Origin of the sequence: Mesorhizobium huakuii (assembly GCF_030160235.1) — a bacterium.
Taxonomy (GTDB): domain Bacteria; phylum Pseudomonadota; class Alphaproteobacteria; order Rhizobiales; family Rhizobiaceae; genus Mesorhizobium; species Mesorhizobium huakuii.
Genome location: NZ_BSNY01000030.1, coordinates 286,013 through 305,443 on the forward strand (window position 1 = coordinate 286,013; position 19,431 = coordinate 305,443).

At 62.8% G+C, this 19,431-nt stretch carries 22 protein-coding genes and 1 pseudogene; 16 read left to right on the top strand and 7 right to left on the bottom strand.

The features are described from left to right. The first annotated feature begins 240 nt into the window (after positions 1-240). From QQK95_RS17305 to QQK95_RS17315, 3 genes are all read left to right on the top strand, one after another. Positions 241-2,016 carry a tetratricopeptide repeat protein gene (locus tag QQK95_RS17305; RefSeq protein ID WP_284274888.1) on the top strand — a complete coding sequence of 592 codons (1,776 nt, stop codon included), beginning with the start codon at positions 241-243 and terminating at the stop codon, positions 2,014-2,016. Positions 2,017-2,239: 223 nt separating this feature from the next. Beyond that, positions 2,240-3,043, top strand: a complete 804-nt coding sequence (locus QQK95_RS17310; RefSeq protein WP_284274890.1) for an alpha/beta fold hydrolase — start codon at positions 2,240-2,242, stop codon at positions 3,041-3,043. 200 nt (positions 3,044-3,243) lie between these two features. Further along, positions 3,244-3,858, top strand: a complete 615-nt coding sequence (locus QQK95_RS17315) for a hypothetical protein (RefSeq protein ID WP_284274926.1) — start codon at positions 3,244-3,246, stop codon at positions 3,856-3,858. Here the strand turns inward: QQK95_RS17315 and QQK95_RS17320 are convergent. Beyond that, on the bottom strand, positions 3,842-4,771 hold the full coding sequence (locus tag QQK95_RS17320) for a metallophosphoesterase family protein (RefSeq protein ID WP_284274927.1): 930 nt from the start codon (positions 4,769-4,771) through the stop codon (positions 3,842-3,844). The two genes, QQK95_RS17315 and QQK95_RS17320, sit on opposite strands and share 17 nt — an antisense overlap. Before the next feature lie 65 nt (positions 4,772-4,836). On the opposite strand from QQK95_RS17320, the gene QQK95_RS17325 reads away from it, so the two are divergent. From QQK95_RS17325 to QQK95_RS17330, 3 genes and pseudogenes are all read left to right on the top strand, one after another. Continuing rightward, a complete protein-coding gene (locus QQK95_RS17325) occupies positions 4,837-5,331 on the top strand; it encodes an NUDIX domain-containing protein (RefSeq protein WP_284274893.1) in 495 nt (164 codons plus the stop codon). A 61-nt stretch (positions 5,332-5,392) separates the two neighbouring features. Continuing rightward, positions 5,393-5,692 (top strand): annotated as a pseudogene (locus QQK95_RS33530) (ABZJ_00895 family protein); the annotation flags it as partial. Between the two features lie 26 nt (positions 5,693-5,718). Further along, complete coding sequence (locus QQK95_RS17330; RefSeq protein WP_284274895.1) at positions 5,719-5,871, top strand: hypothetical protein; 153 nt, start codon at positions 5,719-5,721, stop codon at positions 5,869-5,871. 30 nt (positions 5,872-5,901) lie between these two features. Here the strand turns inward: QQK95_RS17330 and QQK95_RS17335 are convergent, their stop codons facing one another. Then, on the bottom strand, positions 5,902-6,885 hold the full coding sequence (locus QQK95_RS17335; RefSeq protein ID WP_284274897.1) for a glutathione S-transferase family protein: 984 nt from the start codon (positions 6,883-6,885) through the stop codon (positions 5,902-5,904). A 273-nt stretch (positions 6,886-7,158) separates the two neighbouring features. On the opposite strand from QQK95_RS17335, the gene QQK95_RS17340 reads away from it, so the two are divergent. From QQK95_RS17340 to QQK95_RS17360, 5 genes are all read left to right on the top strand, one after another. Then, positions 7,159-7,683, top strand: coding sequence for a GNAT family N-acetyltransferase (locus QQK95_RS17340; protein ID WP_284274898.1), 525 nt, complete (start codon positions 7,159-7,161; stop codon positions 7,681-7,683). Between the two features lie 129 nt (positions 7,684-7,812). Further along, positions 7,813-8,574 (top strand): 3-hydroxyacyl-CoA dehydrogenase, encoded by a 762-nt coding sequence (locus QQK95_RS17345; RefSeq protein WP_284274900.1) that lies wholly within the window; start codon positions 7,813-7,815, stop codon positions 8,572-8,574. A gap of 116 nt (positions 8,575-8,690) precedes the next feature. Then, on the top strand, positions 8,691-9,470 hold the full coding sequence (locus QQK95_RS17350; RefSeq protein WP_284274929.1) for a HugZ family pyridoxamine 5'-phosphate oxidase: 780 nt from the start codon (positions 8,691-8,693) through the stop codon (positions 9,468-9,470). A gap of 155 nt (positions 9,471-9,625) precedes the next feature. Further along, on the top strand, positions 9,626-9,970 hold the full coding sequence (locus tag QQK95_RS17355) for an ArsR/SmtB family transcription factor (RefSeq protein WP_027047319.1): 345 nt from the start codon (positions 9,626-9,628) through the stop codon (positions 9,968-9,970). Between the two features lie 102 nt (positions 9,971-10,072). Continuing rightward, positions 10,073-10,870 (top strand): TrmH family RNA methyltransferase, encoded by a 798-nt coding sequence (locus QQK95_RS17360; protein WP_284274901.1) that lies wholly within the window; start codon positions 10,073-10,075, stop codon positions 10,868-10,870. Between the two features lie 25 nt (positions 10,871-10,895). Here QQK95_RS17360 and QQK95_RS17365 read toward each other — a convergent pair whose 3' ends face one another. Both QQK95_RS17365 and QQK95_RS17370 read right to left on the bottom strand, forming a co-directional pair. Continuing rightward, complete coding sequence (locus QQK95_RS17365; protein ID WP_284274902.1) at positions 10,896-12,047, bottom strand: coiled-coil domain-containing protein; 1,152 nt, start codon at positions 12,045-12,047, stop codon at positions 10,896-10,898. Positions 12,048-12,207: 160 nt separating this feature from the next. Beyond that, entirely contained in the window at positions 12,208-12,744 is a 537-nt protein-coding gene (locus QQK95_RS17370; RefSeq protein WP_284274903.1) for a DUF1134 domain-containing protein, read from the bottom strand. A gap of 415 nt (positions 12,745-13,159) precedes the next feature. Here QQK95_RS17370 and chpT point away from each other — a divergent pair, with 415 nt between their 5' ends. Beyond that, positions 13,160-13,789: a histidine phosphotransferase ChpT gene (gene chpT, locus QQK95_RS17375; RefSeq protein ID WP_284274905.1), complete on the top strand. Its 630-nt coding sequence runs from the start codon at positions 13,160-13,162 to the stop codon at positions 13,787-13,789. A 225-nt stretch (positions 13,790-14,014) separates the two neighbouring features. Beyond that, positions 14,015-14,383, top strand: coding sequence for a response regulator (locus tag QQK95_RS17380; protein WP_019860755.1), 369 nt, complete (start codon positions 14,015-14,017; stop codon positions 14,381-14,383). 94 nt (positions 14,384-14,477) lie between these two features. Here QQK95_RS17380 and ctrA read toward each other — a convergent pair whose 3' ends face one another. Beyond that, entirely contained in the window at positions 14,478-15,173 is a 696-nt protein-coding gene (ctrA, locus tag QQK95_RS17385) for a response regulator transcription factor CtrA (protein ID WP_006203583.1), read from the bottom strand. Between the two features lie 451 nt (positions 15,174-15,624). Between ctrA and QQK95_RS17390 the strand changes: the two genes are divergently transcribed. Further along, positions 15,625-16,002, top strand: a complete 378-nt coding sequence (locus QQK95_RS17390; RefSeq protein WP_027030743.1) for a flagellar export protein FliJ — start codon at positions 15,625-15,627, stop codon at positions 16,000-16,002. Positions 16,003-16,102: 100 nt separating this feature from the next. On the opposite strand, the gene QQK95_RS17395 is transcribed toward QQK95_RS17390, so the two are convergent. Then, positions 16,103-16,501, bottom strand: a complete 399-nt coding sequence (locus QQK95_RS17395) for a winged helix-turn-helix transcriptional regulator (RefSeq protein ID WP_284274910.1) — start codon at positions 16,499-16,501, stop codon at positions 16,103-16,105. 89 nt (positions 16,502-16,590) lie between these two features. On the opposite strand from QQK95_RS17395, the gene QQK95_RS17400 reads away from it, so the two are divergent. After that, the gene (locus QQK95_RS17400) at positions 16,591-17,517 is read left to right on the top strand and encodes an NADP-dependent oxidoreductase (RefSeq protein ID WP_284274912.1); all 927 of its coding nucleotides are present in this window, start codon (positions 16,591-16,593) and stop codon (positions 17,515-17,517) included. An 89-nt stretch (positions 17,518-17,606) separates the two neighbouring features. On the opposite strand, the gene sciP is transcribed toward QQK95_RS17400, so the two are convergent. Then, positions 17,607-17,882 carry a CtrA inhibitor SciP gene (gene sciP, locus QQK95_RS17405; protein ID WP_006203587.1) on the bottom strand — a complete coding sequence of 92 codons (276 nt, stop codon included), beginning with the start codon at positions 17,880-17,882 and terminating at the stop codon, positions 17,607-17,609. Between the two features lie 287 nt (positions 17,883-18,169). On the opposite strand from sciP, the gene mnmA reads away from it, so the two are divergent. Then, positions 18,170-19,360, top strand: a complete 1,191-nt coding sequence (mnmA, locus tag QQK95_RS17410; protein ID WP_284274914.1) for a tRNA 2-thiouridine(34) synthase MnmA — start codon at positions 18,170-18,172, stop codon at positions 19,358-19,360. Positions 19,361-19,431: the final 71 nt, after the last annotated feature.

Genomic DNA, 19,431 nt, shown 5'->3' on the forward strand with positions numbered 1-19,431 from the left:
TTGGCGCGAGAGATCACGACCACTCTCGCGCCAGCCATTTTTCAAGTCCGAACAAGGCCTTGGCCTCAAACGGCTGACATTGGCGGCGCGCTCGTCCTGTAGCCGGCATCGGCGGCGCCGTTAACCACCGGAAAATTATCCGGTGTGGTACGCGATCGCATAATGCGTGTATGCTTGTGCGGCGTTGCCGGCCCTATATGATCGCGCCTCAACCTGTGCCGACTTCGAGAGGATCGACACTTGCAGCACGCCACGCCTGCCGCCCCCGCAGTGCGCGAAACACTGGAACGACTGCTTGCCAGCGAAACCTTCGGGCGATCCGAGCGTGCGCGCAAACTGATCCGTTATCTTGTCGAGCGCGAGCAGGCCGGCGAAGCCGACAGGCTCAAGGGCTTTTCCATTGCCATGGACGTCTTCGGCAAGGACGGCGATTTCGATCCGTCGACCGATGCCGTGGTGCGGGTGCAGGCAGGCAGGCTGCGCGAGCTGCTGCAGCAATATTTCGCCAATGAGGGTATCGCCGAGCCCTTCCGCATCGCCATTCCGCGCGGCGGCTACGTGCCGGCCTACGAGCTCAACGCGATCCGTCTGCCGGAAGCGGCCAAACCCGCCGAGCAGGCGCCGGCGGCGGCAGCTCCAGCCGAGCACCCCAACGCTGCCGAGGATGCCGTTGCGCCCGCGGCCTTGCTGGCGCCGGCGGCGGCGTTCGCACCCTCGGTGGCGCGCCATCTCAAATTCTTCTGGATGGCGGTCGCCGTGGTCATTGCCATGCTCGGCGTCCTGATCCTGCGCCAGGGCAGCGGCGCGCTGCTGGCCGGCGGCGATCTGCCGGCCACATTCGAGAGCGCCGGCCTGACCAGCAGTATCGCGCCGTCCCCGGTCAGCGAGGCCCTGCCGCTTGTCTACATCGCCGTCAAGGCCAGCGGCGCCGACGCCAGCCGCGTTGCGGCGTCGTTGCGCGCTGGCCTGAGTGGCTTCGATACGATCGACTTCATCGGCCGCGACACAGTCGACAAGACCGATCCGGTCGCCGGTGCAACGAGCTTCATGTTCGATGTCCTGCCCGGACCGGGGGCGGGCGAGATCACCATCGAACTGCAGAGCGTGGCGACCGGACGGGTGCTTTTGTCGCGTAACCTGACCGCCGCCGACAGCGCGCCTTCGGCCGTCGAGGACCGTATTGCCGGCATCCTGAGTTCCGCGCTGCCCGCATCCGGCACGATCTACAACTATATCGAGCAGAGCGGCATTCAGAATGGCCTGACGCAGTGCCTGCTGCTCAACGGCAAATACTATCTCGATCAGAACGCCAGAACCCACGAGGCTGCCTATCGCTGCCTCGAAACCCTTGCCGAGAACGGCGCGAGATCGTCGCTTGTCTATTCCGAGCTCGCCTCGTTGCACCTAGAGGCCGTGAACGACCACTACGCGTATCCGCCGGATGCGACGATCGAGAAGGCGATTACATTCGCCCACCGCGCCGTGCAGATGGGTCCGACCAGTCCCTATGCGCATCGTTCCTACGGCTACATCAATTCGCGTCTTGGCAACGCCGACGAAGCGCTGCGCTGGATGCGCAAGGCCTATGACCTCAACCCCTATGACGTCTCCATGGCGGCCGCCTATGGTTATGGGTTGGTTTTCGCCGGCCGCTACGCCGAGGGAACACCCCTTCTGGCCCATGCGGTGGATGCTTCCAGCGGCCATCCGACATGGTGGGATTTCGGGCTTTTCGCTGGCGAATTGATGCTCGGCGACACCGACAAGGCCGCGATCGCCAGCTCCTCCCTGAGAACCACTGCGACGAAATCGCACTATCTTGCCGCGCGGCTGATCGGCGCCAGGATCTCCGGCCAGGACAGCCTGGCACGCAAGCTGCTCGATGAACTCACCGCCAAATTCCCGAAGTTCGCCGCCAATCCGCGCGCGACCTTCATCGACCGAAAATATCCGGCCGACCTGACCGAGCGGCTGATCGGCGCCTTGCGCGCCGCCGGGCTCGGCAACGCCAGCTGACCTCCGGTAGGCCGGGACTATTTGGACCATGGAATTGTGCCGTGCTCACGCGAGCACGACAGAACGCCAATCGGGCTGATTTGCCGGCTTTTGCCGGCCAAGCCGTTGAATGGTATGCGCGCGCCCGCGCCTAATCGCGAAGATTTTACTGGTCATCCAGCTGGACAAAGAGCATCCAGCTAGACTCTAGACTCAAGCTTCCCGTAATTTAGCACCTGCTTTCATGATCTCATCGCTCCATGCCGCAGAACAGGGTGTTGGCTCGAAGACCATCGTCTTGCTGCACGGGTTCGGCGGTTGCGCGGACGTCTGGCGCGACGTGATCGCCCCGCTCGCCCCTTCCGCGCGCACCCTTGCCTATGACCTGCCGGGGCACGGCCTGTCGCTCGACTTTCCCGGTGCCGGGCCTGCAAAGGTCGCGGCAAGTGCCGTTCTTGCCGACCTTGCGGCCCGCGCCTTCAAACGCATCCATCTCGTTGGCCATTCGATGGGCGGAGCGGTAGCGACCTTGATGGCACTGGCCGAGCCGGAGAAGGTGGCCTCACTGACGCTTCTGGCGCCTGGCGGCTTCGGCCCGGAGATCAACGGGCCGCTGTTGCGCCGCTATGCCGCCGCACGGAGCCCGTCCGAGATCCGCGCCTGCCTTGCCGCCATGTCGGGTCCACGGGCGCGGCCATTCGATCACATTGCCGATACGCTCTGCGAAATGCGCCAGCGGCCCGGACAATCGGAAAAACTCGTCGAGATCGCCGCCGCCATGACTAGGGACGACCGGCAAGGCGTCATCCCGCGCGAGCAGCTGGACAGGCTGACCATGCCGGTCATGGTGGTGTGGGGCAGTGATGACGCGGTGCTGCCCTTCAGCCATGCGGATGACCTGCCGGCACGCTTTCATGTGCATCATGTGCTGGAGGCCGGCCATATGCTGATCGAGGAAGCGCCCGATCTGATCGCCAACATCATCCGGCGCAATATGAACCGCCGCGCCAGGCCCGTTCGCCCCAAACTCACCGCCGCGGCCAGTTGAGTTGCTCAATGCATGTCGCCCGGAAGTGACCTCGGTTTTGGAAGAACGACATGCGTAAGACAAAGACCTGAAGCGCCTCGCGTAACGCGGCGCGGTTCAGCACAACATCCCGGAGCGCCTTGGTCCCCTTGATCTCGCCAGTGCATTTTGCCGGCGGCTGTGTTAACCCCATGTTAACCAAACCCGCGAGGCTGACGCCGATGAAGGACGCAGGCGAAAAGATCGATCCGTCAAGAAAACTGTCCGATGCCATCCGTGATGTGAAGAACGCCTTCGCCGACCGCGACGATGTCGTCGTCGATATGCGCGAGGCGCATCGCATGCGCCTCGAACTGCTGGCCGCCGAACTCGCACCCGTCTTTGCCGACGTGCCCGCCGACATGGACAATTTCGACTTCGTCGTTTCGGCAGGGCTGCAACCGCGCCTGTGGATCGATGCCGTCAGCCATGTTGCCATGGGGCGCGATCGCCGCACCTACCGCTTCCTCAAGGACACCCGCATCGGCCGCGTGGTGCTTGCCGAATCGACGGAGATGAAGCCGGTTGCCGATTCGGTGACGCGCTATGTCGCCGAGCGTATCGTCGAGCGTCAGAGGATGATGGAGGGTGGGGTCGAGTCGGCCGTCGCCGGCATGAGGCGTGCCGAGGTGGCGGAGGCCGAGCCGCCGCTGCGGTCACAGCAACGCGGCAACGGCTGGTCAGCCTTCCTTTCGGGCCTAGGTCTGGTCGCCGCCGGCGCGCTGGTCGGCCTGGCGGTGTCGGTCGCCCTGTTCTGGGACCGCCTCGTGGCGATGGTGTTCAGCCTGCGGCCATAGAAGCGCCGGCCTCCACACCCAGTTCCATGGTCTGCAGATCGGTGGGCGGTATCGCCGGCCCGGTCAGGCCGCGCCGGGTCAGGCGGATGCGCCAATTGCCCTTTTCGCCATCGATGTCGAACAGATTGTACTGTGCCGCCGGATGCTTGCCGCCCGGCGCCTGGCCGGCCGCGGCGACGCCGACCACCGGGACCTTGGTGCCGCGCAGCCCGATCTGGAACAGCGACGGCAGATGCGAATGACCGTGCAGGACCAGTTCCGCACCGTTCTTGCGAATGACCTTGTGGAAGCGGGCGATGCCGAACAGCCGCTTGTGCTGCGAGACGGCGCCGCGCACCGGCGGATGGTGGATCATGATCGCGCGAAACAGGCCTTGTCCGGCCGTATCGCGCAGGATCTTGCCAAGCCGCTCGGCCTGCCCTTCCATGAAGAAGCCATTGGCCATGAAGGGTGCCGTGGCGCGCGCCGTCGAGACGCCGATCAGCGCGACATTGCCGCGCACGCGCAGATAGGGGAACGCGTTGCGGTCGACCGGCGTGTTGACGCCGTCGCCGCTCATCCAGGCCGCCCATGAGCGGCAGACCTTGTCGAAGGCGCCTGGCACATAGGCGTCGTGGTTTCCCGGAACCACGGAAACGTCATGCGGCGATCCCAGCGTCTCCAGCCAGTGCTTGGCCATCTCGATCTCGCCGTCGAGCGCCAGATTGACGAGGTCGCCGGTGACGGCGAGGTGGTCGGGGTCCTGCGCCTTGATGTCGGCTGTGATGGCGTCGATGACGGCGTCATGCATGTGGCGCCGGCGATTGCGCTGCCAGTTGACGTAGCCGAGCACGCGCTTGGAGGCGAGATCGCGATAGGATACATCGGGGAGCGGCCCCAGATGGACATCGGAAATATGCGCGAGCCTGAACATCCATCCCTCATAGGCGACCAGCGCCCCGCTTTCCACTCAAGGTTTCCTTACCGGTTTCTCACCTGATGGCAAATCCGGACGACACCTTCCGCCAGACCGGCTGGCCAGGTTTGCGGGGCCGGCTGTTCCACCTCTATTTCGTGCTGCGGCGGCCAATGACGCTCGGCGTGCGCGGCCTCGTCCATGACGCCGCGACGAATTCCATCTTCCTCATCCGCCACACCTACGTGCCCGGCTGGCAGCTTCCCGGTGGCGGCGTCGAGGTCGGAGAAACGCTGGCCGAGGCGCTGGTGCGCGAACTCGCCGAGGAAGGCAACATCGCGCTGACCGCCCCCGCGGTGCTGAAGTCGATGCATTTCAACCGCCGCTCCAGCCGGCGCGACCATGTCGGCTTCTACCTGATCGAGCAGTTCAGCCAGGCCACACCGAAGCTGCCCGACCATGAGATCGCCGAGGCCGGCTTCTTCCCCCTGGATCGCTTGCCCAGGGATACGACGCCGGCGACGCTGCGGCGCATCGCCGAGGTTTTTGGGGAGGAGTCCGCGTCGCCCTATTGGTAAGCGCGCCTTGGCTGAAAATCTCGAGCTATATTGATCGGGAAAATCAACGGGGGGCGATTCCATGGATGTCGAACAAGTAAAATCAGTGAGTGTTTGGCCCTATGTCGGCCTTTATAGTCTTATGATGGTGGGCTTGACCGTTGTGTTCATGGGCGTGGCGATGATGTTTCCATCGCTACCGGACAGCTTCGGCCATGCAAGCGGCTTCGCCATCACGTTCGGGTCGACCTCTTTCGCCTCCTACAGATTCATTAACAGGAACCTTCGGCTTTTCAATCGAGACGAATATTGGAAGATCACGCTTTTTTCGTCTCTGGCCTCGTGCCTGCTTTCACTGATGCTCGTCGGCCTTGCCGTTGCGGCGGGGCCATGCCGGGAAGCAATACCATGCCTGCTCTTGTCTGGGTTTTCGTCCTGCTGTTTGGCGGACTTGTCGTCTTTGCAATCAACGCCTGGGGCTATTCCAGCCGCATGGGCAAAAGTTTCCTGAAAGCCGAGCTTGCCAGACAGGCTCGCATCAACGCCGAGACCTTCCGGTAAAGTCTCGGCGATTTGCAGCCATCGGCGATCTCAGGTCCCGAACCTTGCCCGGTCATGCGGCGCGCCATAGTCCAGTTCCGGCCCGACCGGTACGATCCGTGTCGGATTGATCGTCTCGTGGCTGCCGTAATAATGCGCCTTGATGTGATGCAGGTTCACTGTCGCGGCGACGCCTCGCACCTGATAGAGGTCGCGCAGATAGTTCGAGAGGTTCGGATAGTCGGCGATGCGCCGCAGATTGCATTTGAAATGGCCGACATAGACCGGATCGAAGCGTACCAGCGTGGTGAACAGCCGCCAGTCGGCCTCGGTGATGCGGTCACCGACGAGATAGCGCTGTTTTGACAACCGCTCCTCCAACATATCCAGCGCCGCGAACAGTTCGCCGAACGCCTCCTCATAGGCACGCTGCGTGGTGGCGAAGCCGGCGCGGTAGACGCCGTTGTTGACCGCGGGATAGACCAGCGCGTTGACGCGGTCGATCTCCTTGCGCAACGCCTCGGGATAGAAGTCTAGGCTTGCATCGCCCCATGCGTCGAACGCCGAATTGAGCATGCGGATGATCTCGGAAGACTCGTTGGAGACGATAGTCTGTTCCTTCTTGTCCCACAGCACCGGCACCGTCACCCGGCCCGAATAGGCCGGTTCCGCCCGGGTGTAGATCTGGTGCAGGAAGTCGAGATCATAGAGAGCATCGCCGGTGGCGCCGTCCTCGGCCAGGAATGTCCAGCCGTTGGCGCCCATGAAATGATGCACGACCGAGACGGAGATGATGCCTTCGAGCCTCTTCAGCGCGCGAAAAATCAGCGTCCGGTGCGCCCAGGGACAAGCGAGCGAGACATAGAGGTGATAGCGCCCAGGCTCGGCCTTGAAGCCGCGCGTCCGGCCTTCGGCCGGCGCCCCGTCGACGGTGATCCAGTCACGCCATTGCGACTGCGTCCTTACGAACCTGCCGCCATTGTCGGCCGTATCATACCAGCGATCCTGCCACCTGCCCTCGACCAGCAATCCCATGCGAATCTCCTTGCGTCCTGCCGCGTTATTTAGGCGCAAGGTTGCCCCGTCGAAGACGTCAGGTGCTGAACAGACCGTCACTTGACGGAGACGGCGAACGCATCAGACCAATTGCGGCGGCCGAAAATTGATGCTAGCGGACACTCCGCATGTTCGACTTTGCTTTGATCCGGTTTGACCGACGACGAAAGGGCGCCCGCGCTTGATGAAGCGCTGACTGGCGAACGCTGCCGTTTGCAGCAACCTTTCCTCCTCTACCGGAACGCAAAGACCATGAGCCTTGCCGACGTGAGATACCTGCCGGAAACTCCGGCGCACGACCCTGAAATCGAAGCCATCAATGACGAGGCCTTCGGGCCTGGCCGCTTCGTGCTGGCCGCTTACAAGATCCGCGAAGCCGGCGGCCACGAGCGTGCGCTGTCCTTTGTCGCGGTCGACGGCGATCTCGTCGTCGCCTCGGTGCGCATGACCCGCATCGCCGCCGGTGCCGGCCGTGCGCTGATGCTCGGACCGCTCGCGGTGAGGCCGGCCTTCAAGAATCTCGGCATCGGCCGCCGGCTGGTGGCGATCGCACTCGAAGCGGCTGCAAAGGCGGGCGCGCCCGCCGTCATACTGGTCGGCGACGAGCCCTATTACGGGCCGCTCGGCTTCAAGCGCATCCCGCGCGGCCAGATCTCGATGCCGCGCCCTGTCGACCTCGACCGCCTTTTGTCCCATGAGATCACGCCGGGCGCGGTGGCCAGGCTCACGGGCGAGGTCGGTCATGCCAGCCAGGCCAGGGTCGCCGAGCACGTATAGCCGATGGCTTGACCTTGCCCGTCGATCCGGGCCTGATCCGTCCCTGTTTTCTTGAAGCAATTCCAGGAAGATGTGAAACAGGCCGGCGCTTTCGTGAAATAATGAATTGCTCCGGGAGAGGATGACGCTATGAACCCGAACGGCCAGATCGCGATCGTCACCGGCGGCGGCTCCGGCCTTGGCGAGGCAACGGCGCGCGCGCTTGCCGCCAAGGGCGCCCGTGTCGCCATCTTCGATGTCGGCATCGACCGCGCGGCCAAGGTCGCGGCCGAAATCGGCGGCATTGCCGTCCAATGCGACGTCAGCAGCGCCGATAGTGGCACTGCGGCCCTCGCCGAAACGGCGAGCAAGCTTGGCGAGCCGCGCCTCCTGGTCAATTGCGCCGGCGTCGCCATTGGCGTGAAGACGATCGGCAAGGACGGACCGCATCCGCTCGATCAATACCGCAAGGTGATCGAGGTCAATCTGATCGGCACCTTCAACATGATCCGCCTCGTCGCTGACCGCGCCGCCAGGCTCGAGCCGCTGCAGGGCGGCGAACGTGGCGTCATCGTCAACACCGCTTCGGTCGCCGCCTATGACGGCCAGATCGGCCAGGCCGCCTATTCCGCCTCGAAGGGCGGCGTGGTCGGCATGACCCTGCCGGTGGCGCGCGATCTTGCCCGTTCCGGCATCCGCGTCTGCACCATCGCGCCCGGCATCTTCAAGACACCGATGATGGCTGGCATGCCGCAGGAGGTGCAGGATTCGCTCGGCGCCGCCGTACCCTTCCCGTCCCGCCTCGGCGAACCGTCCGAATATGCCGCGCTCGCCTTGCACATCATCGAAAACCAGATGCTGAACGGCGAAACCATCCGCCTCGACGGTGCCATCCGCATGGCGCCGAAGTAGTATAGGTCACCCGGAAGTGCGATGCCGTTCTGAGCGAAATGCATGGAACGCTTGCCAGGACCGGCATCGTCGCCTGATAAGTGGAATCGAAAAATCAACTTAGCGGGACGAGACCCTTGGACGATCGAAAGAAGGACGTGATCCGCCAGACCGACGCCGAGGCGATCCGGTTGGCGAAGACGCTTCTGCGCAGCGCCCGCTTCGGCGCCCTGGCCGTGCTGGAACCGCAGACCGGGTCGCCGCTGGCGAGCCGGGTCGGTGTCGCCACCGATATCGACGGCGCGCCGCTGATCCTGGTCTCGATGCTCTCGGCTCACACGCCCGCCATGCTTGCCGATCCACGCTGTTCCCTGCTGCTCGGCGAGCCCGGCAAGGGCGATCCGCTGGCGCATCCGCGCCTGACGCTGATCTGTCAGGCATTGCTGCTCGAGCGTGGCTCTGACGCGCACGCCCGCGCCGAGCGCCGCTATCTCAACCGCAATCCCAAGGCGCGCCTCTATGCCGGGCTCGGCGACTTCTCGATCTTTCGCCTCGAACCGCAGCGCGCCAGCCTCAATGGCGGCTTCGGCAAGGCCTATCTGCTCGAACGCTCCGATCTCGTCACCGTCGGCCCTATCGTCGAAGAGCTTGCGGCGAGCGAACAATCCGCCCTCGAGCACATGAACACGGACCATCTGGACGCGATCGCGGTTTACGCGCATTATTACGCTGGGGCATCTGCTGGCGGCTGGGGCATTGCCGGTCTGGACGCCGATGGCATGGATTTGGTGTCGGGAGATAATGTTTGCAGGGTATTCTTCCCGCAACCTCTGGTAGAGGTAGGGGAATTGCGACCCGCCTTGGTCGAAATGGCCAGGGTCGGCCGGGCCGCCGGGCAGGCAAATAATGAAACTTAATTGCATTTGATCAAAAGCAACACTTGAGATTTGAAAGAAATGTTCTACCCTTCACAGAAGGCACTGACTCGTCGGTGGCCTTTCGCAAGTGAATTTATGGATTCAGGCACCATTGCCCCCATGGCGCCTCGATGAGCAAACAGCATGGGGCATTCATGGTCTCGACAAAGCTAATCGCCAACGCCGAATCTGCTGCCGAATTTTTGATGCTCATGGGCAACGAAAAGCGGCTCTTGATTATGAGCTATCTGATCGACGGTGAAATGTCGGTCGGCGCCATCGCCGACAAGGTGATGCTCAGCCAATCCGCGCTCTCGCAGCATCTGGCCAAACTGCGGGCGCTTGACCTCGTGGAAACCCGCCGCGACCGTCAGATGATCTACTACTCCTGCAAATCCGACGCGGTGCGCGAGCTGCTTGTCGTGCTGGATGGTATTTTCGGCACCGGCAAGGAAGACCTGTCCCAGATGGCACAGAGATTGCGCCGCGCCGGGACTTGACCGGACGCTCCTGCGGCCGCTTACCTCGCTGACGATTTCCGGGGCGTGGCTTGTGTGTCTTTCCGACGCGCGAACCACGCTCTCGACGTTTGAGCGCAGGACATGGACCCAATTCGCATCGACGACCCACGGGATTCACGCGTCGCCGCCTATCTCGATATTCGCGAACGCGATCTTGCCGGCCGGCAAGGTCGTTTCGTCGCCGAAGGCAAAGTGGTTCTCGACCTGCTTCTGTCGTCCGGCCGCTTTGGCGCCGAATCCGTTCTTGTCCTGGAAAACCGGCTCGGCGGCCTGAACGACATCCTGCACAAGGCGCCGGCGGACCTGCCGGTCTACGTCGTCACCAGTGCGGTGATGGATGCGATCGCCGGCTTCCACATGCATCGCGGCATCCTGGCCATCGGCCGCAAGGAGGCGCCGCAAGCGGCCGGGCCGTTGCTGGATACCTTGCCCGGCCGGGCCCTGGTGGTGGTGCTTGTCGGCATCGCCAACCACGACAATATGGGCTCGATCTTCCGCAATGCCGCCGCCTTCGGCGCCGATGCGGTGCTGATGGACGCGACAAGCTGCGATCCGCTGTACCGCAAGGCGATCCGCGTCTCAGTCGGCGCCGCGCTCAAGATCCCCTTCGCGTCCTTCACCGACACGTCAGGGTTTACGGCGATGCTCGCCGAACGGGGTTTTGAACAATTCGCCCTCTCGCCGCGCGGACGAACCGACATACGCGATGCAAGGCCGTCCCAGCGCCTGGCGCTTTATCTCGGCACCGAGGGCGAAGGCCTGCCCGAAAGCCTGCTTGCGCGTCTGCAAACCGTGCGGATCACCATGTCGAAAGGCTTCGACAGCCTGAACGTCGCTGCAGCATCGGCCATTGCCCTGCATCACTTCTCGCATCGTTGAGCAAGGGCGACGGCGGCACCGCGCTTCAGTTCGCGTCAGCCTTCTGCAAGGCCCGCACGCGGTCGGCGAGGCTGCGATCGCCGCCGTTGGACCGGCTGTCCTGCGGTGTCGCCAGCGCCTTGGCGATCGGTGAATCCGGTCCCTCGAGCTTGGCCGTCAGGTGGACGACTTCAGCCGCCAGCTCGTTCATCTGTTCGCGCAGCGCGGCGCTGCCATTGGCGGTATCCGACGAGGCAAACGCGCCGAGATCCGCCTTGAGCCGCTTGTTCTCGCGCGCCAGCGCCGTCAGCCTGGCCTCCAGCCGCTCGCGGTCGTTGTCGAGCTTGGCGATCGCCTGGTCCAGATCATCGCGCTGCCTGGCCTCGTCATGCCCGCCGGCTTCATCCGGCTTGCCGACCAAGCGCAAGGCCGGTCCGCCATCCTCGGCCTTCGCCTTTTCGCGCAGCCGCACCAGCTCCTTATCACGGCGGTCGAGCTTGTCCTCGCGATCGGCGAGCGTCGCCAGCAGCCGTTCGACCTTCTTGTCGAGTTCGGCCGCCCTTTTCTTCTCCGCCTTCAACGCGTCGCGTGCGGCCTTGCTTTCGGCCGCGATCTCCTGCTGGCGCCGGTCCGCTTCCTTGCGCTGGCCGCGCAGCAACGCGATATCGCTGGCCAGCTTCTGCAATTCGGACTCCCGCGCCACGAGTTCGATCTGCCGGCTGGAGGAGGAAAAACTGGCGTCGTCATACATTTGCTCCAGCTTTTCGAGCTCCAGCGCCCGCTTCTCCAGCTTGCGTTCGGTTTCCTTGAGCCGCTCCGAAAGCCGGTGCAGTTCCTCTTCGCGCTGCCGCAGCGCCTCGCTCTTGGCGCCGAGTTCGGCGAGCGCGTGATTCTTGTCCGTGCGCTCGATCGCCAATCCCTTCAACGCCTCACGGCCGCGATTGATCTCGACGAGCTGTTCGGCCGCTTTCTCGCGCAGCGCCTTGACGTTCATTTCGAGGCGGCGCGTCGTCATGGCGTATTCGGCCCGGATGCGGTCCTTGTCTGCCTGGATTTCGGTCTGCGTCAGCGGGATGGAGGCCTCGATGCGCCTGCGGGTCAACGCGACGGCGCGCCGCCAGATGGCCGGAGCCACCATCAGCGCCAGGAAGCCGGCGCAGAGAAAGCCGAGGGCAAAGAACAGGACCGACTGAACCAAAGGACTACCCGCTATCGGCGGCAACCGCCGGAACTGGACCGCATCACACTGGCATGGCGGAAATCCGGCGCTGCGGCAAGAGCTTGCCGCAGCGCGTGGCGGGTCACAGACCTACAATTCCCATAGAAAACCTGGCACTGCGGTCAGGATGGGTTGTACTTTAGAACGGATTCCAGGTCGCCCGCTCGGTCAGTTTCAGATAGCCGAGATTGACGCCGAGCCGGGCGCCGACGCCGGTGCGGATCGGCACCAGGAGCACATTGTTGTTCTTCAGCACATTGAAGCCGACGCCCGCCACCACATAGGCCGAACCGGCAACGCCGCCATAGCGGTTGTAGAGGTTGCCGACATCGTCGAGATTGTAGACCAGCATCATCACCCGGGACCCCTCGCCGCCGAAATCCCAGCCCAGCGACGGGCCTTGCCAGAACACTTTGTGGTCGCCGGCATTCTTGGTGTAGAGCGTGCCTTCGCCATAGGTCAGGCCGCCGATCAGCGCGCCCGACCCCTCCTCACCGAGCAGATAGCCATTGGGCAGGCCGTAGGAGGCGAAGATCTTCTCGACGACGGTGGCGAGCCCACCCGATGTCGCGCCGAAGAATTTGTGACCGGAATCGATAATCTCCTGAGCGGTGTACTCCTGGGCCCGCAGGGCTGAAGTCGAGAAGACGAGGACGCCCATGAGCGCGATCGCCATTGAGCAGACACGGAGAAACTTCCGGCCTGAGATGACACGGAGGAAACTCCGGTCGTAGAATCGGGAAAACATGCTTCCAATCTCCGTCATGAAGCACTTTCGCCGACGCCTCGCATCCGGTCCGGCTCTTTAGGCGGCCGTTAAGGATGACTGTTAGGGGCAAACTATGCCGTAATCCTTTTTCAACCATTAACTCCCACAGGAAGATGGCGGTTCGAAGGCTGGCTTTTGGGGTCGCGCGGCGCTGAAAGTCCGCGCAAACGCGCCATTTGCCCCGACGACAGTTTTGGATTTGTTGCTGTACATACGAGTGCTGTGTATTCAGAAAGCCTCGGGTTGAAGCGTGATTCGTGTGGGCAGGCGCGACGATCAATCGCTCGGCTAGGAATTGTGGAATTTGCAGGGATTTTCACCAATGGCCGATCTGTTCACCCTTTCCGCGCCTGACCTCGCGGCGCTTTTGTGCAGCCGCGTCTGCCACGACATCATCTCGCCGGTCGGCGCGATCAACAACGGCCTTGAACTGCTTGACGAGGGCGGCGCCGACGAGGACGCCATGCGGCTCATCCGCCAGAGCGCCAAAAACGCCTCGGCCCGGTTGCAGTTCGCCCGCATCGCCTTCGGCGCGGCAGGCTCCGCCGGCATGCTGATCGACACCGGCGACGCCGAAGCGGTGGCAATCGCCTTCCTCAAGAACGAAAAGCCGGAACTGACCTGGAACGGGGCACGCGCGCTGCTGCCCAAGAACAAGGTCAAGCTGCTGCTCAACCTGATCCTGGTCGCCAACGCCGCCATTCCGCGCGGCGGCAAGCTGGTCGTCACCCTCGAGAATCTCGAAACAGAGCCGCGCATTTCCCTTTCGGCAAGCGGCCCGATGCTGCGCGTGCCCCCGAAATTCCTCGAACTGCATTCCGGCCACAAGCCGGAAGAGCCGATCGATGCGCATTCGGTGCAGCCCTACTACACGCTGCTGCTGGCCCGCGAGGCCGGCATGACGATATCGATCCATGCGACGGCGGAAGAACTCGTGCTTTCGGCAGCCTGAGCGTCCGGTCGGTTTGCCGGAAGAACAAAGTATTTCAACGGCGTAATATTGCCGTGATAGCCCAATCGGCGGCGGCAGCGAAGCATTCGCGAAGAAAATCCTCTCCGGCGGCATCTTTCCAAAAATTTTACCTAAAGGCTTTTCGGGTTCTTTACCAGATCGGCCTAGGGTGCTCGGCAGATGCCCCGCACGACCGGATTGCCCCGAGGCAAAGAGGACCCGGAAATGAAACGCTGCATGTTCGTCGACGATTCAAGCGTCATCAGGAAGGTTGCAAAACGCATCCTGGGCGGTTCCGACATGGTGGTCATCGAAGCAGCCAGCGGGCTTGATGCACTGGAGATGTGCGCCGCCGACATGCCCGACATCATCGTCGTCGACGGCGCCCTGCCGGACGTGCAGGCGGTTGACCTCATCCGCCGCGTGCGTGCCATGGAAAGCCCGATAAGGCCGCAGATCCTGATCTCGCTGGTCGAGCTCGACATCGCCTCGATCATGCGGGCCAAGCGCGCCGGCGCCCAGGGCTATCTCCTCAAGCCGTTCAATCGTCCGCAGTTGCTCGAGCGCTTTCGCAACCTGAAAATCGCCGCTTGAGGAAACAGAGACCTCTCATCGCTGATCCATAACAAAAAACCCGGCAGAAGCCGGGTTTCTTGTTGAAGATGAAAAATGATTCGGCGCCCGCCGCTCAGGCGCTGACGCGGATGTCTTCGGGTTCGCGCAGCACATAGCCGCGACCCCAGACCGTCTCGATGTAGTTCTGGCCACCGGACGCGGCGTCGAGCTTCTTGCGCAGCTTGCAGATGAAGACGTCGATGATCTTCAATTCCGGCTCGTCCATGCCGCCATAGAGGTGGTTGAGGAACATTTCCTTGGTGAGCGTGGTGCCCTTGCGCAGCGAGAGCAGCTCCAGCATCTGGTATTCCTTGCCGGTGAGATGCACGCGCTGGCCGCCGACTTCAACAGTCTTGGCGTCGAGGTTGACCACCAGGTCACCAGTGGTGATGACCGACTGGGCGTGACCCTTGGAGCGCCGCACGATCGCATGGATGCGCGCCACCAGCTCGTCCTTGTGGAACGGCTTGGTCATGTAGTCGTCGGCGCCGAAACCGAGGCCGCGCACCTTGTCCTCGATGCCGGCCATGCCGGAGAGGATCAGGATGGGCGTCTTTACCTTGGAGAGGCGAAGCGTTCTCAAGACCTCGTAGCCGGACATGTCGGGCAGGTTGAGATCGAGAAGGATGATGTCGTAGTCGTAGAGTTTGCCCAGATCGACACCCTCTTCGCCGAGGTCCGTCGTATAGACATTGAAACTTTCCGATTTCAGCATCAGTTCGATGCTTTGTGCGGTTGCACTGTCATCTTCTATCAGCAGAACACGCATTTCATTCCCCTTTTCTGCTGCCGGACCATTTCACGACCCGTCCTGCCCCGGAGCAGTGGTTGCCTTGTGCAGAGGCTGCCATTGAATGGTTAACAAAACCTAATTTCCCGTCCATGACGGTATCAGATTTTTTAACCCCTTTCTACACCCTCTTGAATCTAATAACGAATCCCATACCCAAATTCCTAATGCAACACATTAACAACCTGGACTAAGCGACTCCAGGGACTCATCGACGCGCCTTCGCTTCGGCGGCCGGAATTTTTACCCGGCCTTAAGTCCTGACCCGTATGATTAACAATGCCCGTAAACGAATGGTTACCGCCGGCAAAAAACTTTAGGGTTTTGTTTCCCATAGTTCGGGAGATGCCGGTGGACACGGGCAATGCCTGGGCCTTTCCAGGTGGTTTGGACGATATGTGCGGGTGTGCGTTTCCGGGAGTACCGAATCATGAAGTCACGTGAAAACCTCGTTCGGCTGAAACAGTTTCAGGTGAATGAGAAGCGGCGGCAGCTGCTGCAGCTCGACATGATGATCGCCGAGTTCGAACGCATGGCCGTCGAACTGGAGCTTCAGATCACCGCCGAGGAAAAGAAAGCCGGCATCACCGACATCAATCATTTCGCCTATCCGACCTTCGCCAAGGCGGCACGTTTGCGCCGCGACAACCTCAGAAATTCGCAAAGCGACCTCGCCCAGCAGCGAAGCGCTGCCGAATCATTACTCGGCGAAGCTGAAGCGGAGCTTTCCAAGGCCGAAATGCTGGAGTCGCGCGACACCAAGGTCCGCGAGGCGGAAACCGGCGGCCGCAGCGCCATGATCGGCTGAACCGGCCGAGATCCGTATCGGGGCGTCAATGCGGGCGCGCCCCTGGAGCAACTCCAGGAAAAATGCCTGGTCCGGCCGAATTGCCGCGGAGATCACCGATCTAGGCGGCCCAATCCCCTTCATTTACGGCAATCGCCTTGGCGCGGGCATCCTTGATGTCAGGCGCGTGCTGCTCCGCCCATGCCCTGATCTGGGTAAGCAGTCCCCCCAGATTTTGGCCGAGCTCGGTCAATTCATATTCGACGCGCGGCGGAATGACCGGGAAGACTTCGCGCCGCACCAGGCCGTCACGCTCCAGCACGCGCAATGTCTGGGCCAGCATCTTGGGCGTGATGCCTTCGAGCTTGCGGGCCAGCTCGCCGTTGCGCAGCCGGCCTTTGCGCAGCGCGCAAACCACCAGATAGACCCATTTGCTGGCCAGCATCTCGAGCACGGTGTGTGAAGGGCACGTCCGCCGGAACGCATCATAGCCGAAGGGTGAGCCGTCATCACTATCCATGAGGTGCGTATATATCAAAAAGGTACATACTGGACAAGGGATTATTACTATCCAAATGATAGCGGCATCAACCAAGCAGGAGAGACCTCATGCGTGCCGTTATCCAGAACTCCGTCGGCGGACCCGAAGTCCTTGTCATTGCCAATCAGCCCGATCCCGCGCCCAAGGCCGGTGAAGTGCGGGTTCGCGTCAAGGCAGCCGGCATCAATCCGGTCGATGGCGCCGTGCGCGCCGGCTACTATCCGCTGCTCGGCGAGCCGCCCTTCATCCTCGGCTGGGATATTTCGGGAACCGTCGAGACGCTCGGCGCCGGCGTCACCGGCCTCAAGGTCGGCGACGAGGTGTTCGGCATGCCGCGCTTCCCCAAGCAGGCGGCGGCTTACGCCGAGCTGGTAGCAGTGCCGGCTGACGAGATCGCTCTGAAGCCGAAGGCGGCGGACCACACCCAGGCAGGCGCGTTGCCGCTGGCCGGCCTGACTGCCTGGCAGGGCCTTGTGCGCCATGGCGCCTTGAAATCGGGCCAGCGCGTGCTGGTGCACGCGGCGGCCGGCGGCGTCGGCCATCTGGCGGTGCAGATCGCCAAGGCGCGTGGCGCTTACGTCATCGCCACCGCGAGCCCCAACAAGCTCGATTTCGTCCGCAGGCTCGGCGCCGACGAGGTCATCGACTACACCAAGGGTGATTTTACCAGTCAGGTCAGCGACATCGATCTGGTGCTGGACCCGATCGGCGGGGAGCATGCCGAACGCTCGCTGAAGGTTATCAGGAACGGCGGCGTGCTGGTGTCCCTGCTGAACCTGAGCGACGCCACCAGGGCGCTGGCCAGCGCCCGCGACATCCGCGTCGAGCGCATGTCCGTCGTGCCTGACCGCGAAGGCCTGGTGGAGCTTGGCCGGTTGATCGACGCGGACAAGCTCACCGTTCATGTGGCGAAGAGCTTTCGGCTCGAAGAGGCCGGGGCCGCCCACGCCTTTCTCGCCACCAAGCCGATCGGCAAGGTGGCGCTGACGGTCTGACCGCCAAAAATCACCCACAGGACCAGGAACCTGCCTGGAAAAGCAAAAGGGCGCGGAGTGCCGCGCCCTTTGATCGTGTCAGGCCGGCCCTAGTGCCGGTATTGCTGGATGCGCGTGGTGCGCAGCCCGGCAAGGCCATATTCGTCGATCGACGCCTGCCAGGACAGGAATTCCTCGGTGGTCAGCTTGTAGCGCTGGCATGCCTCCTCAAGGCTCAAAAGCCCGCCGCGCACCGCCGCGACCACTTCCGCCTTGCGCCGGATAACCCAGCGACGCGTATTGGTCGGCGGCAGATCGGCAATCGTAAGAGGGCTGCCGTCAGGCCCGATAACATACTTAACTCTAGGTCTAACCAGATCGGTCATCGTACTCTCTACAAAAAACTCAAAGACCCAATCCCCGCCACGTTACCGCCACAGCTTTAAAAATTGCCTAAGCAGACCCTAATGACTAGGTAAGGATCGTGAACGCCGCGTTAGGCTTTTCGCAGGCATTTGAAACATCGGGCTGGAAGCCTTGAATTGGTTGGAAAAAATCCGGCGGATCGCGGATCGCCCGCGATCGGTCGATCGCCTTGCAAGCTGGCGCCGCCGCAAAGCTTGACCTATATTCTCGACATTGGCATTCAGGCGCCGCGCAGAACGAAAGCATCATGAACAGTCTCGACCTTCCCGGACGTCCCGAAAACACCCGCATTGTCGTCGCCATGTCGGGCGGCGTGGACTCGTCCGTGGTCGCCGGCCTGTTGAAACGCGAAGGTTATGATGTCGTCGGCGTCACCTTGCAGCTTTACGATCACGGCGCGGCCACGCACCGGGCCGGTTCATGCTGCGCCGGGCAGGACATTGACGATGCCCGCCGCGTTTCCGAAACGCTTGGCATTCCCCACTATGTGCTCGATTACGAGGAGCGCTTCCGCAAGGCGGTCATCGACCCCTTCGCCGAGAGCTATGTCGCCGGCGAGACCCCCATCCCTTGCGTCTCCTGCAACCAGACTGTGAAGTTCGCCGATCTGCTTGCCACCGCCAAGGAACTGGGCGCCGATGCGCTCGCCACCGGCCACTATATTCGCTCCGGCGCCAATGGCGCCCACCGCGCGCTCTACCGGCCGGTCGATGCCGATCGCGACCAGAGCTATTTCCTGTTCGCCACCACGCAGGCGCAGATCGACTATCTGCGCTTTCCCCTGGGCGGCCTGTCGAAGCCGCAGGTTCGCGCCATCGCCGAGGAGATGGGGCTGACGGTGGCCGCCAAGCAGGATAGCCAGGACATCTGCTTCGTGCCGCAGGGCAAATATTCCGACATCATCGCCAAGCTGAAGCCGACTGCGGCCAATCCGGGCGACATCGTCCATATAGACGGCCGCGTGCTCGGCCGCCACGAGGGCATATTGCGCTACACGATCGGCCAGCGCCGCGGCATCGGCATTGCGTCGGGCGAGCCGCTCTATGTCGTCCATCTCGATGCCGAACGCGCCCGCGTCGTCGTCGGCCCGCGCGAGGCGCTGGAGACGCACAAGATCTATCTGCGCAACATGAACTGGCTTGGCGACGGCCCGCTCGGCGACATTCCCGAAGGCGGCCTCGAACTGTTCGCCAAGGTGCGCTCGACCCGGCCGCCGCGCCCGGCAGTGCTGCGCCACATCGCGGGCGTGACGTCGGTCGAACTGGCCGATGGCGAGTCCGGCATCGCGCCCGGGCAGGCCTGCGTGCTCTATTCCGACGACGGCAACGAAGCGCGCGTCTTCGGCGGCGGCTTCATCGAGCGCTCCGAGCGCGGCGCCGAGGCCGAAGCCATGCTGACGAAGCTTGCGGCAAGGCCGGCGCAAATTCCCGCCGAATAAACACTACCCTCTCAGCTCGACTTTGTACGTTTAGGTGGCGAAGCATAGTGCTTGCGCCATTCGCAGGATGC